This is a genomic window from Bradyrhizobium sp. 22, assembly GCF_000482425.1.
In the GTDB taxonomy this organism is placed as follows: domain Bacteria; phylum Pseudomonadota; class Alphaproteobacteria; order Rhizobiales; family Xanthobacteraceae; genus Bradyrhizobium; species Bradyrhizobium japonicum_B.
Genome location: NZ_KI519399.1, coordinates 1,084,762 through 1,099,526 on the forward strand (window position 1 = coordinate 1,084,762; position 14,765 = coordinate 1,099,526).

The window sequence follows — 14,765 nt, forward strand, 5'->3', positions numbered from 1 at the left end:
CCGCAGACCGCTGCAGCCGGCTTGGACATTTTGTCCATGGGGCGCCCTGCGTCCATGATGGCCGAGCTGGTCGCGCCGATCTCGTCGTCTTGTTCTCGTCCGGGCGCGGGTCGGTGCCCGCCAAGCTCATGCGAAAGGACGCCCGATGAAACGTGTCATGATCCTCAACGGCCCCAACCTCAATATGCTCGGCATCCGCGAGCCGCATATCTATGGCACGACGACGCTCGCGGAGATCAACGCGAGCTGCGAGGACGCCGCCGCCAAGCTCGGCCTCGAGCTGGCCTTCCACCAGTCCAACCATGAAGGCGTGCTCGTCGACCTGATCCAGTCGGCGCGGCAGGATGCCGACGCCATCGTCATCAATCCGGCCGGCTTCTCCTTCACCTCGGTCGCCATCATGGACGCGATCAAGACGTTCGAGGGCCCGGTGCTGGAAGTCCACATCTCCAACATCCACGCCCGCGACGAATATCACCGCCACTCCAGGATCTCGTTCGTGGCGACCGGCGTGATCTGCGGCCTGGGCCCGTTCGGCTACATCGCGGCGCTGCACGCGATCGCGAATATGAAGTGAGTATTGCTGCCGTGACGGTGTGCTCCCTCGCCCCGCTTGCGGGGCGAGGTGAAGGAATGTCTCACGTCGTCCGAAACTGCAGCACGCCGTCCTTCGTCTCCGCGGTCAGCCGGCCCTCGACGATCATGTAATTGACGTGGGCGACCAACTCGCCGGCGGCAAATCCCATCTGGTGCTCGTCGAGCACATGCTTGTTGAACACCACGGGCACCAGGGCGCGCGAGGTCTGCGGCACCTCGCGGCAGGCTTCCGCGATCAGCCGGCAGCGCTCCTCATGGTGGTCAGCGAGCTGCTTGATGCGGGTCTTCAATCCGTAGAACGGCACGCCGTGGCCGGGCAGCACCAGCACGTCATAGGGCAGCGTCGTGGTGAGGCTGGCGAGCGAGGCCAGATATTCGCCGAGCGAGTTCTGGTCGGGCTCGACCGCCCAGACGCTGACATTGGGCGAGATCCTGCTCAGCACCTGGTCGGCGGAGAGGAACAGCTTGTCGTCGGCGCAATACAGCATGACCTGGTCGAGCGCATGGCCGCCGCCGGTGATCACCTTGAAGCGGCGCGTGCCGATCACGACGTCGTCGCCATGGGAGATGCGGCGGTAGGAGGGCGGCAGCACCGAGACGCGCTTGAGATAATCCTGGCCGCGGCCCAGCAGCTTCTCGGTCAGCGACTCGTCCATTCCGTGGCGGCGGAAGAACAGCCGCTGCGCTTCCTGCCGCTCCGCGGTGCCGCGGTTCTGGTGATAGACCGATTGCAGATACTCGACCTGCGACATCACCAGCGGGCAGTTGAACCGCTCGACCACCCAGCCGGCGAGGCCGACGTGGTCGGGATGGGAGTGGGTGACGATCAGGCGGGTGACGGTGACGCCCTTCAGCGGTCCGTCGAACAGCTTGGTCCAGGCCTCGATCGTCTCCTCGTTGCCGAATCCGGTATCCACCATCGCATAGCCGTCGCCGTCGGCGAGCAGGTAGATGTTCACGTGGTTGAGGCGGAACGGCAGCTTCAGCCGGGCCCACAACACGCCGGGCCTGACTTCGACGATCTCGTCGTGGCCGGGATGCTGGTCCCAAGGATAGCGCAGCGCCTCGGCCGAGGACGGCGCGGTGTCGGTTTTCGAGCTCATCCTATCCGCTTAAACCCAGCGCGGGCGGGGCGCCAGCCGAAAAAGGGCGAGCCGTGGTCTCTGCATGGCGGTCATACCGGGCGGCGTTTTTCCGTGTCCCGGTCGTGGCGGCAAAGAAAAAGTCGTCATTCCGGGGCGCGCGGAGCGCGAACCCGGAATCTGGAGATTGTTGCGCGAGATTCCGGGTTCGCCTCTGCGAGGCGCCCCGGAATGACGATCAGGCCGCCCGCATGTTGTTGAGGAACGCGTCGATCTCTCCGCGCAGCATGTCGGCTTCGCGGCGCAGCGCGTCGGAGGCGCCCAGCACTTCGCTTGCGGCGGCGCCGGCTTCGGCGGAGGCGGTGGAGACGCCGACGATGTTGCTGGAGACCTCGCTGGTGCCGCCGGCCGCATGCTGGATGTTGCGCGCGATCTCGCGGGTGGCGGCGCCCTGCTCCTCGACCGCGGCCGCGATCGTCGTGGTCACGTTGTCGATCTCGCCGATGATCCGGCCGATGCCCTGGATGGCGCCGACCGCCGACGTCGTGATGTCCTGCATGCTGGCGATCTGGGTGCGGATCTCCTCCGTTGCCTTGGCGGTCTGACTCGCGAGGCTCTTCACCTCGGAGGCGACCACGGCGAAGCCGCGGCCGGCCTCGCCGGCACGCGCCGCCTCGATGGTGGCGTTGAGCGCCAGCAGATTGGTCTGTGAGGCGATGGTCTGGATCAGATCGACCACGACGCTGATGCGGCTCGCGCTGTCGGCGAGGCTCTGCACCGTGGCGTCGGTCGCGCCGGCCTCGTCGACGGCCTTCTTGGCGATCGCGGCCGAGGTCACGACCTGCTTGCTGATTTCCTCGATCGAGGACGACAGCTGCTCGGTGCCCGACGAGACGGTCTGCACGTTGACGGAGGTCTCCTCGGCGGCGGAGGCGACCGCGTTGACCAGCGCGTTGGACTGGTCGGCGGTGGTCGACATGCTCTGCGCGGTCGACTGCATCGAATTGGCCGATTGCGCCAAATTGTCGAGCGCGGTGCGCACCGTGTTCTCGAATTCGGCGATCTTCGCCTCCATGCGCTCGGCCCGCTCGGCCTTGGCGATGCGGTCCTTGTCCTGCTCGGCGGAGAGCGCCCGGGCTTCGATCATGCTGTCGCGGAACACGGTCAACGTGTCGTTCATCGCGCCGATCTCGTCCTTGTGCTTGGCGCGCGCGATCTCGGTGTCGAGATCGCCGGCCGAGAGCAGCTGCATGGCGCGCTGCAGGCCGGTGATCCGGCGCAGGATGTTGCGGCCGACATAGAGCCAGACGAACAGCGCCGAGCCGACCAGCATCAAGGCGCCGAGCGCCAGCATCACGGACGTCGCGAGCGAGGTCTCCTGCTGCGCCTGGGAGGTCGAGGCGTTGGTCTCCTTCTGCACGCCGTCGACGAGCTGCTGCACGCTGATGCCGAGGCCGACATTGAGCTTGCGGGTCTCGTCCAGGATGGTCTGGCCGTAGTCGATGGAGTCGAGCTCCTTCTCACGCAGATTGAACACGCCGGTCTTGCCGGTGCCGAGCGCGAGCAGCTTCTCGGCCGTCTCGCGCAGCATCTTGTTGCCCTGGTTGTCCGGCAGCAGGTCGAGGTTGGATCGCAGGCGGCCCTGCGCCGTTTTGAATTCCTTCTGGATGTCGTCGAGCTTGTCGCTGCTGTTGGCCGACAGCGCCGCGCTCATGTCGGCGGCCGCGAGATTGCCGCTGGCGACGACGTTGCCGAGCTGACCGACGGTCTGCGCGGCCTCGCTTGCATCCGCAGCGGACAGGTCGGCCGAGCCGAGAATGGCGTTGACCCGGGTCTGCGCGTCGAGCATCGCCGGGCTGGCCGCGCCGACGAAGGCGCCCTGCGCGCTGCGCAGCGCGTCATATTGCTTGTCGTGAAGGGCGGCGATATCCAGCCGCTCGCGGGCGGCCTTGGCGAGGCTCTGCGCCGCCTCGTTGATGCTCTTCATCGTCTCGCTCAGTCCGGAGACGACGGACTTGTCGCCGCCGAGCTGGATAATCTCGGTGAGCTTCTGCTGCGTCTGCTCCTGCAATTCCTTGAGCTTCTTGGTGCGCTCGTTGAGGGCTTCCTCGCTTTGCGCCGCGAGCAGGGCCGGTCCCTGCGCCGCAAGGCTCGCGCTCAGCGCCGACAATTGCAGGCTGGCGGTCAGGCGCGGAATGTCCCGTCCGCTCAGCTCGGTCATGCGTCCGCCGAGATTCTGCAGCGCCAGGCCGGCGCCGGCCGCGATCACGAGGCCCATGCCCGCGATCACGGCGAACGCCGCGAACAGGCTGCCGCGCACGCCCCATGTCGGCATCTTGAATCGCGGCTTGAATCGACCAAGCAAAGGGCCAAGGCCCAGACGGATAGCCATCGAAAATTCCCCCAGCGTTCTTGCTTCTCTTTGTGGCCGGCAGTATCGGCACGGCCGGGTTAAAAAAATCGCAATATCCGCAAACGGTTGCGTCTGTTCCGCAGGGCGAAAAAACAAGGGCCGGCGACAGCGCCGGCCCTTCGTCCTGTTAAAGTTGCGGTAACCGATCAGTAGCGCGCGGCGGCCGGGCCTGCCCAGTTGAAGCGGTAGTTGACGCCCGCCTTGATGGTGTGGTCGTCGGTGGTGAAGCTGCCGGTGCCGACGAGCGGACCCGCGGTGAAGCTCGCGTCGCCGAAATTGTAATACTGGTACTCGGCCTTGGCCGACCAGTTCGGGGCGAACATGTATTCGAGGCCGGCACCGACGGTGTAGCCGTTGCGGTGATCGCCCGTGATGACGAAGGCGGCCGGCACGCCGCCGACGGTCACCCTCTCGTTATTGTCCGAATAGGCGTAGCCGCCCTTCACGTAGACGAGGCCGGGACCCCAGGTGTAGCCGATGCGGCCGGTGATCGAGCCGAGACCGCGCTGGTCGTTGGTGTAGGCGATGCCGCCCGGAAACACGGCGCCGACGCTGCCGGAGAGCCAGGAATACTGGCCCTCGACGCCGACCACGACGTTCGGGTGGAACTGCCAGTCCGCACCGACCTGCACGCCGCCGAGGAAACGGCCGTTGCCGTTGTTGCCGGTGGAGAGGCCGCTGAAATTGTTGTCGCTGGAGAACGCGCCGCCGACATGGCCACCGATATAGAAACCGGTCCAGTTGTAGATCGGCGCGGCATAGGCCGGCGCGGGCGACTTGTAATAGTTGCGGTTGCCGAGATCGGCGCCGACGGCCGGTGCAGCCGCGCCCATCGCGAGCAGCGCAACGGTCGCAAATAGAATCTTTTTCATCGTCTTGAACTCCAGCACTCAATGTCCCCGGGCAGGCGCGCTGTCCGCGCCGGCGTTGGTTCTGCAGATAGCTCGCTTTTGATGAAAATGCTGTCACATGCATGGCACAGCGGCACTCAACCCAACCTATTGGGCTGCAAATGATTTTCGTGCTTAATGCGGGCTTAAGAAATGCTGAAGGAAGGTTTAACGCCGCAGCGTCTCGGTAACCTCCAGGCGCACTTCGTTAACCGAGCCGCCGGCGCGCCTCGTCCCGCATCTGCTGGCGGAACGCCGCGCGCTTTGCCGGTCGGTCCTCCTCGCGCACGTCGTGGCGATCGAAGATGTCGAACTTCTCCAGGATCGGATAGCGCTCGCTCGCCATCGCGAGCACGCGCAGCACCTTGGTCGCCGAGGGCGTCGGGCCGCTCACCTCCCAGCGCCGGATGGTGTCGGCGCCGCCCTTCTCCGGCAATCCGCAGAGCTTTGCCATGTCGAGCGCGGTGAGCTTTCGCTCGAGGGCGTCGGAGAGGTCGGCGCGGAGTTGCTTCAGTTCAGGGCCGGTCATGTCGCCTCAATCCGCGAGTCGCGTGAGGCCAATGCACTAACGCTGATTCGGGTCCATCCGAAGGCGGAGCGTTCGCGCCCGGCACCTTCCCCCGCGCACGGAGTTATGAACGGGACGGCCCTGGACATCGTCCGCTGAATGGACACATGGCGACAAGGGCGCCAGCTTCGGAGAGATCAGCCATGATGGGCTTCAAATTCGCCATTGCCGTCGTCATCGGGGCCGGACTTCTGCTCGCGCCGGTCGCGGCCGAGGCGAAGAAGCAGCGCGCGGGCAGACCTTACAGTGCCGGCGTGGTGGCCCCGAACTATGGAGGCGGCGCGTCGCCGGCCGCGCAGCCGAAAGCGTACGGCTCGTCCGGAGCGTCGGTCGGCACCGTCACGGCGCCGTCGATCGGATCCTACAATTGGCCGTCGGTCGGCGTGACCAATTCCGTTCCGACCTGGAGCAACACCACCCGATAGAGCGATGCCGATCAGCTTGAATAGCTAGATTCCGCGGCGAACCTGTTGCCCGATCACGCAGCGCCATGCGGCCAGCCGCTCGGTCGGATGCTGGTTCATCCAGTCGGCGAGCTGCGGCGCGCCCATCAGGCAGGATTGCACCGAGACCTCGGCAAGATCCGAGGTGGTGACGGTTTGCTCGTAGCAATTGTTCGGAGAAGCGAGACTGCAAAGCACCGCGATGATCTTGATCACGATCCGGTGCTCCCGTCGCCGACGAACGCCCGGCCGGGCGGCACCTTATCCTGACCTTCGCCGGCCGGATCGGCCGAAGGGAAGATGCTGTCGTAGATGGCGCGCGCCTCCTGGATGAGACGCATCCGCTCACGCTCGGACTTCGAGACAAATCGAACAACTTCGCCCATATTGGCTCCGTATCAACTGGTATCTGTCATCAGATGACGAAAATCATTCCATTGTGATCTATGGTGCCGGCTTCGCCTTTGAAGCGGCGCGGCTGATCACGACGGAATAAAATACGTGTGAGCGCACCCGGGCATCTCGATACCTCCAGCGCCGTTCATGCGCAGGTCGAGAAGCCGCTCACCACCTGTATTCGCTTGCAAGGCTCTTCGGGCCAGCGCGCGAAGCCGGTGTCAGCTTTGCTCCTTGCCTTCATCAGCAAGGATCATTCCGGAAAGCAAATGCCGCTAGCTTGAATATGTTTCACCTTCGGGCATGCAAGTTTTTGGAACCAACGCGAGGTTTGGTGATCCGATGCAGTCACGCTTCACGCCGCCGGCGCAGGCTCCTTCCGTCCCGGCACCGCAGCCAGCAACTCGCGCGTATAGGCATGCTCCGGCGCGGCGAACAATTGCGCGGTCGGCTTCAGCTCGACGATGGCGCCGCGCTGCATCACCGCGATGCGGTCGCAGATTTGGGCGGCGACGCGTAGATCGTGGGTGATGAACAGCATGGAGAGACCGAGGCGCGCCTTGAGGTCTTCGAGCAGCTTCAAGACCTGCGCCTGTACGGAGACGTCGAGCGCGGAGACGGCTTCGTCCGCGACGATGATCTCCGGCTCGAGCGCCAGCGCGCGCGCGATGCCGATACGTTGGCGCTGGCCTCCGGAGAATTCGTGAGGATAGCGTTCGAGCGCGCCGGCATCGAGACCGACCATCTTGAGCAGGTCGCGGGCCCGATCGAAGGCGATCTTCGCATCGATGCCGGCCGCGATCGGGCCGGCGGCGATGATGTGGCCGATCTTGCGGCGCGGATTGAGCGAGGCGAACGGATCCTGGAAGATCATCTGGATGCGATGGCGCTCGGCGCGCAGCGCCTTGCCGGAGAGGGAGGTGAGATCGGTATCGCCGATCCGCACCGTGCCGCGGTCGGCCTCGATCAGCCGCATCACGAGACGCGCCACCGATGATTTTCCGGAGCCGGATTCGCCGACGAGGCCGAGCGTCTCGCCCTTGAGGATGCTGAAATTGACCGCACGCGCGGCATCGACGCGGCGGTCCTCGCGAAACCAGCCGCCCGAGGTGACATAGGTCTTGTCCAGACCGATCACCTCGACCGCCCTGGCCCGTTCGTCGAGGGACTTGCGCGCCGGGGGATCGATCGAGGGGACGGCGGCGAGCAGCGCCTTGGTGTAGTCGTGCTGCGGCGCGTTGAAGACGGCAGAGGCCGAGCCTTCCTCCACGACCTTGCCATGGCGGAGTACCACGACCTGGTCGGCGATGTCGGCGACCACGCCGAAATCGTGCGTGATGAACATCACGGCCATGTTGCGGCTGCGTTGGAGGTTGCGGATCAGCTTGAGGATCTGCGCCTGCGTGGTGACGTCGAGCGCGGTGGTCGGCTCGTCCGCAACCAGCACCGCAGGCTCGAGCGCCAGCGCCATCGCGATCATGGCGCGCTGGCGCTGGCCGCCGGAGAGCTGGTGCGGATAGGCGCGCACGATCCTTTCAGGATCGGGCAGGCCGACCTCGCGCGCCAGCGACAGCGCCTTGGCGCGCCGCTCCCTTGGCGTCAGCAGGCCGTGCGCCTCGAACATCTCCGCCATCTGGTCGCCGATCCGCATCAAGGGATTGAGCGCGGTCATCGGCTCCTGAAAGATCATCGCCAGCCGGCGGCCGCGCAGGTCGCGCCAGCCGGCGTCATCGAGCTTGAGCAGGTCGCGGCCTTCGAACTGGATTTCGCCAGCGGCGACGGACACCGTATCGGGCAACAGGCCCATCAGCGCATGCGCGCACATCGACTTGCCGGAGCCGGACTCGCCGACGACGCAGACGATCTTGCCGGGGTGCAGGTCCAGCGAGACGCCATCGACCGCGAAGGGCCGCTCGGCACCCTTCGGCAGCGCGATCCGCAAGTTCCTGATGGAGACGGCAGGCGGGGCGATCATCATCAGCGTCCCTCCCGCGACAGGCGCGGATTGAGCGCGTCGTTGAGACCTTCGCCGATCAGGTTCAGCCCGAGCACGGAGATCAGGATGGCGATACCGGGAAACACGGTGATCCACCACGCCTGGCGGATCACGGTGCGGCCGGCGCCGACCATGTAGCCCCAGGAGATCAGATTGGGATCGCCGAGGCCGAGGAAGGACAGCGAGGATTCCAGCAGGATCGCGGTCGCCACCATCAGCGAGGCCAGCACGATCACCGGCGACAGCGCGTTGGGCAGGATCTCGCGCAGGATGATCCAGCTGTTGCTTTGTCCGGTGACGATAGCCGCCTGGACATATTCGCGCGTGCGCAGCGACAGCACCTCGCCGCGCACCAGGCGTGCGACCGGCGGCCAGCTCACCAGCGCGATCGACGTCACGATCGAGTAGATCGAAGGCTGCAGGATCGCGACCAGCACGATCGCGAGCGCGAAGCTCGGGATGGTCTGGAAGAATTCGGTGAAGCGCATCAGGGCGTCGTCGACCCTGCCGCCGAAATAGCCGGCCATCGCGCCGATGGGAATGCCGACGACCAGCGCGACCAGCGTCGAGACGAGACCGACCAGCAGCGAGACCCGCGCGCCGAAGATCATGCCGGCAAAGACATCGCGGCCGAGCGCGTCGGTGCCGAGCGGCACGGCGCCGAGCGTGAAGGGCGGCAGGAACGGCCGCTGCACCATGCGCCAGGGCGAGTTTGGAAACAGCATCGGCCCGAACAATGCGACCGAGATCGCGAGCAGGAGGATGATCAGACCGACGACGCCGCTCGGGCTCTTGAACATCGATTTCCAGAACTGTCTCATGAGGCGAATTCAATGCGCGGATCGACCAGGCGATAGACGAGGTCGGTGATGAGGTTGAAGATCAGCACCATGGCGGAGCAGATCACGAACACGCCGAGCAGCAGATTGTAGTCGCGCTGGAGCAGGGCGTCGTACATCAGCCGCCCGATGCCGGGCCAGGCGAACACGGTCTCGGTGATGACGGCGCCGCCGATCAGCGTGCCGGAATGCACGCCGGCGAGCGTCACGACCGGCAGCAGCGCATTGCGCAGCACGTGGCGGCGCTGGATCACGGCATCCGAAAGGCCCTTGGCGCGCGCCGTCTTGACGAAATCGAGCCGCTTCACTTCCAGCATCGAAGCGCGCGTCATGCGGGTGTAGGTCGCCATGAAGAACAGACCGAGCGTCATCGCCGGCATGATCAGGTGCTTTGCGACGTCGACCACGTGGGAAAAGCCGGTGAGGTTGGCGCCGACCGTCTCGTAACCGAAGCTCGGCAGCCAATCCATGGTGACCGAGAACAGCAGGATGCCCATCAGCGCCACCCAGAAGATGGGCATGGCGTAGAAGACCAGCGCAAAGACCGTGATGGCGGTGTCGAGGAAGGTTCCGGCGAAGCGCGCGGCGAAGGTGCCGAAGAGGATGCCGAGCATCAGCGAAATCGCAAACGCGGTCAGCGTCAGCAGCAGCGTCGCCGGCAGCCGCTCGCCGATCAGCTTTGCCACCGGCGCCTGCTGGCGGAAGGAGAAGCCGAGGTCGAGGCTGACCACGCCCTTGACGTAGATGAAGAGCTGCTCCGGCAGCGGCTTGTCGAGGCCGAACTTTTCCCGGAGCTGCTTGACGAAGACCTGATCGCTGGCGCCGGCCTCGCCCGCCATCACGATCGCGGGGTCGCCGGGCGCGAGCCGGATCAGGAAGAAATTGAGGACGACGATCGCGAGCAGGACGATCACGCCCTTGAGGACACGCTGGGAGATGAAGGAGAGCATTTAGGTTTGCGAGCTAGTTGGTTGAAGCGGTCGTGCTGCACGCGACACCTCTCCCCGACGGGGAGAGGTCGCGCCGAAGGCGCGGGTGAGGGGGATCAGGTCCCACGAGGGAGTGCAACCCCTCACCCGAACCGCATCTGACGATGCGACCCGACCTCTCCCTTCGGGAGAGGTGGGCACCGCCGTCACTTGTCGAGCCATGCGTCCTTGAAGCCGTCATTGACCCCGATCCCCGTCGTGATCAGGTTCTTGACCTTGCAGCGGGTGATGGTCGGGAATTGCAGCTCGAGCATCCAGGCCACCGGCACGTCCTCGACCAGGATCTTCTGCGCCTTCTCGTAGATCTCCTTGCGCTTGGAATCCGGCGTCGCGACCGCGCCCTCGGCGAACAGCTTGTCGATCTCCGGGTTGGAATAGCCCTCGACGTTGTTGAAGACCTGGCCCTTGGCGATGTTGCTGGAGATGTAGTTGCGGCCGACCCCGAGCGCGGGATCGCCGTACTGATAGAGATAGGTGAAGGCGATGTCGTAGTCCCAGTCGCCGATCTTCTGGTTGCCGCCGGCAACGTCGGTGGCGATGGTCTCGATGTTGATGCCGACGTCCATCAGGTTCTGCTTCACGGCTTCACCCCAGCGCTGCCAGGTCTCGCCATAGGCGAGCGGCAGCAGGCGGATCTTCTCGCCCTTGTAGCCGGCCTCCTTCAGCAGCGCCTTGGCCTTGGCCGGATCGTACGGATACTTCTTCACGTCGTCGGTGTAATATTTGATGGTCGAAGCGGAGGGGCCGGTCGCGACCTTGCCGAGCCCGTTCCAGATCACGTCCTTGGCGAAATCGCGGTCGATCGCATACATGACGGCCTGGCGGACCCGCTTGTCCGCGAGCGGACCCTGGCGGTTGTTCAGCCACAGCCAGGCCAGCGGCGAGAAGAACTCCCAGCCGGCGCCGGTGACGCAGGTGTCCTTCAGCTTGGACAGCCGCGGCACGTCGAAATTTTCGACCGAGCCGCCGGGCAGCACGTCGACCTTGCCGGTCTCATATGCCACCGAGCGCGCCGCGGCGTCGGGAATGATCTGCCAGTAGATCTCGTCGAGATAGGGCTTGCCCTTCTCGTAATAGTTCGGGTTCTTGACCAGGCGGATGAACGATCCCTTCTGCCATTCCTTGAACATGAAAGGGCCGGTGCCGATGGGCGCGTTGTTGTAGGGATTGGTCTTGAAGTCGGTGCCGTCATAGAGATGCTTCGGCACCATCGGCATCGAGCCGACCTCGAAGATGCCGAGGAACGGGCCGAACGGCTGCTTCAGCGTGAACACCACCGTATGGGCGTCGGGTGCCTCGACCTTGTCGACCTGCGCCAGATTGGTGCGGGCGCGCGCATGCGTCTGCTTCAGCATCTCGATCGAGAACAGGACGTCCGCGGCGGTGAAGGGCTTGCCGTCGTGCCAGGTCACGCCCTTTCTCAGTTTGAAGGTGTAGGTCTTGGCGTCCTCGCTGACGCTCCAGCTTTCGGCGAGTTCGGGTTGGGGCTCGAGCTTGGGGCTGTAGCGCAGCAGCCCCTCGAAGATGTTGCCCGACACCATCTGGGTCGGACCGTTCTGGACCAGTGCCAGCATCAGGCCGGGCGGCTCGGGCTGGATCACGGCATTGATCACGCCCCCCGTTTTCGGCTCTTGCGCCAATGCAGGGGCCGTAAAGCCGCAAGCCAGGAGAAGACCAAGCAACACTCGTTTCGGCATGTCGTAACTTTCTCAAGCGAGGCCAGCCGAAAGCGCTTCGCAACGTGCTCGCGCGCAAAGCTACGACCAGTCCGTCCCAGTCCCCATCCGATATCGAGGCTCACACAGTCTCGTTCGGCGCCGCAAGATGAAAGTCTCGACAGCATCAGCACAAAAAATGTACAGCGCGTCCTGTTTTCCCCGCAGGCCGTCGCGCGCGGAGCAATCAGGAGGCTTCAGTCGTGGCGAGAGTTGGCGAAGGCGGTGCACAAGCTTGCGCCTGCGACCAAAGGCATCAGGCCGTCATGATGCGCTGAGCGCCCGTCGCAATTCGTCGAGCGCCTCGGCGAGCTGCTCGCGGTGCGCGATGTCGTCCTTGGGGATGCCCGCGACGCTGCCGGCGAGCTCGCGCAGGATGCCGGCGAGCAGGCCGAAATTGATGTGCAGGTGGACCGATTTGCGCTCGTCGGCGGCGCCCGGATGCTGCAGCGTCAGCGCAACGCCGCTGCCGTCGAGCCGCGCCTCGAATCGCGACGAATGCTCGAACGTGCCGACATAGAACTTGTCGGGATATTCGAGCGCGACCTCTGCCTTGTCGGGGACCGGCCTGGACATGTGAACCTCGTTGATGCCGGTCTATCCTGACCGGGAATGGATCGGGCCGCCTTGCGATAGGTCAGAGGCGGCTTGCGAATTTGACCTGGATCAAAGTCGGATCACCGCTTTTGCGATCGAATGGCAACTGGCGGAAGGCGGCACTGCCTGTCCTCCTCCTTGAGCGTGAGACGATCGATGGACATCCAGGCCACCCATATCCCGGCGCTTGACGATAACGGACCTGATGTCGCCGGCCTCGAGTCACCGCCGGATCCGGGCATGCAGCATTGCCTGGAGCTGCTCGGCAATGCGGGCCTGCGCCCGACGCGCCAGCGTCTCGCGCTGGGCCAGTTGCTGTTCCTGAACGGCCACCGTCACGTCACCGCCGAGAGCCTCTATGACGAGGCGATGGCGGCGAACGCCTATCTGTCGCTCGCGACCGTCTACAACACGCTGAACCAGTTCACCGAGGCCGGCCTGCTGCGCCGGATCGCGGCCGACGGCATCAAGTCGTTCTTCGACACCGACACCTCGGTGCATCCGCACTTCTACCTCGAAGGCGAGGATGTGCTGGTCGACGTTGCCGACGGCCTCGCCTTCACCAAGATCCCCGAGGCGCTTCCCGGCCACGAGATCGCGCGGCTCGACGTCATCGTCCATCTGCGCCGCAAGCGAACCTAGCGCTTATTCTCCGGGAGCGCCGCGCGCGCCTCAGCGCAATCCGGCGCGCCGGAAGCCTTCCAGATAGTGCGCGCGATCGGCGTCGTTGGCCCACGGCAGCTGCGTCGCGATCCAGTGCAGCGAAATGCCCGGCTGGGCGCGGCGGAGCTCGCCGAGCGCCGTCTCCGCCAGCATGTCGTCGCCGGTCATGCCGGCCGAGACCGCAAGCACGCGGTAGGCTCCGGTGGAGATCGCCGCGATGGCGGATCGCCTCCCGCGCGAGCGCGATGGCCTCGTCATATCGGCGTTCGGTGAAGCGCGCATAGCCGGCGATGCCGTGATAGATCGCCAGCGAGGGATCGCGGGGCGACAGCCGGATCGCACGCTGCGCGGCCTCGAACGAATCCTTCGCCCGTCCCGCATAGGACAGCGCCAGCGCGTAATAGCCCTGCGCCAGGGAGAAGTTCGGGTTGAGCGCGAGCGCCTGCTCGAACTCGGACAGCGCGTCCGCGAGCCTGCGTGTCGAGAAGCAGACGCTGCCGAGCGCGACATGCGCCCAGGCATCCTCATGATCGCAGCGCACCGCGGCCAGCGCGGCGGCTTCCGCCACCGGCGCCACCGTGGCGAGCTCGCTCCAGCCGAGATGCGCGCCGAACATGTGGTTGGCTGCCAGCAGCGACAGCGCCCGGCCGTAGCTCGGATCGATCCCGATCGCGCGTTCGAGCAGCTTTCCTGCGGTCTCGTGATCGCGCGGGGTCACGCGCCAATAATGCGACAGCGCCCGCATCAGGAGATCCCATGCGTCCAGGCTCGCCGGTGTCTTGCTGTGCGCGCGAAAACTCTCCGCTGCGTGAATCTGCGGCTCGATCGCCGCCGCGATTGCGTTGGTGATCTCGTCCTGGACGGCGAAGACGTCGCCGAGCTCGCGGTCGTAGCGCTCGGCCCACAGATGGCCGCCCGAAATGGCGTCGTTGAGTTGCGCGGTGATGCGGACCCGGTTGTTCGACTTGCGCACGCTGCCTTCGACGACGTAGCGGACGCCGAGCTCCTCCGCGATCTGCCCGATATGGACTGCACGTCCCTTGTAGGTGAAGGACGAGTTGCGGGCGATCACCATGAACCAGCGCTGCTTCGACAGCGCCGTGAGGATGTCCTCGCTGATGCCGTCGCCGAAATAATCCTGTGCGGGATCGCCGCTCATGTTCTCGAAGGCGAGCACCGCGACCGCCGGGCGATCTGCCACGCGCGGGAGAGCGGGCCCGGCTTCGGCCGGCACGATCGCTGCGGCTTCTTCCCGGACCTCGCCGACGAAGCGAAAGCCCTTGCGCGGAATGGTCTTGATCAGCCGCTGGGTCGCGCCATCGTCGCTGATCGCCTTGCGCGCGGCGTTGATCCGGCTGTTCAGCGCGGAATCCGAGATGATCCGATCGGCCCAGATCTGGCTGATCAGGTCATCCTTGCTGACCACACGCCCGCGTTGCGCGACGAGATAGAGCAAGAGATCGAACACTTGCGGCTGCAACGGCACGGGCACCCCGCCGCGGGTGAGTTCCCGCAGGGTGCCGTCGAGCACGTTGTTTTCAAAGCAGAATCGCACGGTTTCGTCGTCTCAAGCAAAA

Annotated in this window: 14 protein-coding genes and 1 pseudogene; 3 read left to right on the forward strand and 12 right to left on the reverse strand. The window is 65.3% G+C overall.

The genetic code is table 11. From position 1 onward, the window contains the following. Nucleotides 1-145 precede the first annotated feature (145 nt). Complete coding sequence (gene aroQ / locus K410_RS0106375) at nucleotides 146-577, forward strand: type II 3-dehydroquinate dehydratase (protein WP_028134070.1); 432 nt, start codon at nucleotides 146-148, stop codon at nucleotides 575-577. Nucleotides 578-638: 61 nt separating this feature from the next. Here aroQ and K410_RS0106380 read toward each other — a convergent pair whose 3' ends face one another. From K410_RS0106380 to K410_RS0106395, 4 genes are all read right to left on the reverse strand, one after another. Then, nucleotides 639-1,700, reverse strand: a complete 1,062-nt coding sequence (locus K410_RS0106380; protein ID WP_028134071.1) for an MBL fold metallo-hydrolase — start codon at nucleotides 1,698-1,700, stop codon at nucleotides 639-641. Nucleotides 1,701-1,917: 217 nt separating this feature from the next. Further along, nucleotides 1,918-4,071 (reverse strand): methyl-accepting chemotaxis protein, encoded by a 2,154-nt coding sequence (locus K410_RS0106385; RefSeq protein ID WP_028134072.1) that lies wholly within the window; start codon nucleotides 4,069-4,071, stop codon nucleotides 1,918-1,920. Between the two features lie 167 nt (nucleotides 4,072-4,238). Continuing rightward, nucleotides 4,239-4,964: an outer membrane protein gene (locus tag K410_RS0106390; protein WP_028134073.1), complete on the reverse strand. Its 726-nt coding sequence runs from the start codon at nucleotides 4,962-4,964 to the stop codon at nucleotides 4,239-4,241. Between the two features lie 226 nt (nucleotides 4,965-5,190). Then, nucleotides 5,191-5,511 carry a hypothetical protein gene (locus K410_RS0106395; RefSeq protein ID WP_028134074.1) on the reverse strand — a complete coding sequence of 107 codons (321 nt, stop codon included), beginning with the start codon at nucleotides 5,509-5,511 and terminating at the stop codon, nucleotides 5,191-5,193. Nucleotides 5,512-5,693: 182 nt separating this feature from the next. On the opposite strand from K410_RS0106395, the gene K410_RS0106400 reads away from it, so the two are divergent. Then, the gene (locus K410_RS0106400) at nucleotides 5,694-5,975 is read left to right on the forward strand and encodes a hypothetical protein (RefSeq protein WP_028134075.1); all 282 of its coding nucleotides are present in this window, start codon (nucleotides 5,694-5,696) and stop codon (nucleotides 5,973-5,975) included. A gap of 24 nt (nucleotides 5,976-5,999) precedes the next feature. Here the strand turns inward: K410_RS0106400 and K410_RS0106405 are convergent, their stop codons facing one another. The 7 genes from K410_RS0106405 to K410_RS0106435 form a co-directional block, all read right to left on the reverse strand. After that, the gene (locus tag K410_RS0106405) at nucleotides 6,000-6,209 is read right to left on the reverse strand and encodes a hypothetical protein (RefSeq protein ID WP_028134076.1); all 210 of its coding nucleotides are present in this window, start codon (nucleotides 6,207-6,209) and stop codon (nucleotides 6,000-6,002) included. Next, nucleotides 6,206-6,379: a hypothetical protein gene (locus K410_RS40250; RefSeq protein ID WP_196235994.1), complete on the reverse strand. Its 174-nt coding sequence runs from the start codon at nucleotides 6,377-6,379 to the stop codon at nucleotides 6,206-6,208. Before K410_RS40250 ends, K410_RS0106405 begins: the two co-directional genes overlap by 4 nt. A gap of 365 nt (nucleotides 6,380-6,744) precedes the next feature. After that, entirely contained in the window at nucleotides 6,745-8,364 is a 1,620-nt protein-coding gene (locus K410_RS0106415) for an ABC transporter ATP-binding protein (protein ID WP_028134077.1), read from the reverse strand. A 2-nt stretch (nucleotides 8,365-8,366) separates the two neighbouring features. Next, complete coding sequence (locus K410_RS0106420) at nucleotides 8,367-9,206, reverse strand: ABC transporter permease (RefSeq protein WP_028134078.1); 840 nt, start codon at nucleotides 9,204-9,206, stop codon at nucleotides 8,367-8,369. Next, nucleotides 9,203-10,174, reverse strand: a complete 972-nt coding sequence (locus tag K410_RS0106425; protein ID WP_028134079.1) for an ABC transporter permease — start codon at nucleotides 10,172-10,174, stop codon at nucleotides 9,203-9,205. The genes K410_RS0106420 and K410_RS0106425 overlap by 4 nt, the downstream gene beginning before the upstream one ends. Before the next feature lie 185 nt (nucleotides 10,175-10,359). Next, the gene (locus tag K410_RS0106430) at nucleotides 10,360-11,910 is read right to left on the reverse strand and encodes an ABC transporter substrate-binding protein (RefSeq protein WP_028134080.1); all 1,551 of its coding nucleotides are present in this window, start codon (nucleotides 11,908-11,910) and stop codon (nucleotides 10,360-10,362) included. A gap of 282 nt (nucleotides 11,911-12,192) precedes the next feature. Beyond that, nucleotides 12,193-12,504, reverse strand: a complete 312-nt coding sequence (locus tag K410_RS0106435; protein WP_028134081.1) for a hypothetical protein — start codon at nucleotides 12,502-12,504, stop codon at nucleotides 12,193-12,195. A 177-nt stretch (nucleotides 12,505-12,681) separates the two neighbouring features. On the opposite strand from K410_RS0106435, the gene irr reads away from it, so the two are divergent. Beyond that, the gene (irr, locus tag K410_RS0106440; protein WP_028134082.1) at nucleotides 12,682-13,167 is read left to right on the forward strand and encodes a Fur family transcriptional regulator Irr; all 486 of its coding nucleotides are present in this window, start codon (nucleotides 12,682-12,684) and stop codon (nucleotides 13,165-13,167) included. A 30-nt stretch (nucleotides 13,168-13,197) separates the two neighbouring features. Here the strand turns inward: irr and K410_RS0106445 are convergent. Further along, a pseudogene (locus K410_RS0106445) lies at nucleotides 13,198-14,743 on the reverse strand (winged helix-turn-helix domain-containing protein). Between the last annotated feature and the right edge of the window lie 22 nt (nucleotides 14,744-14,765).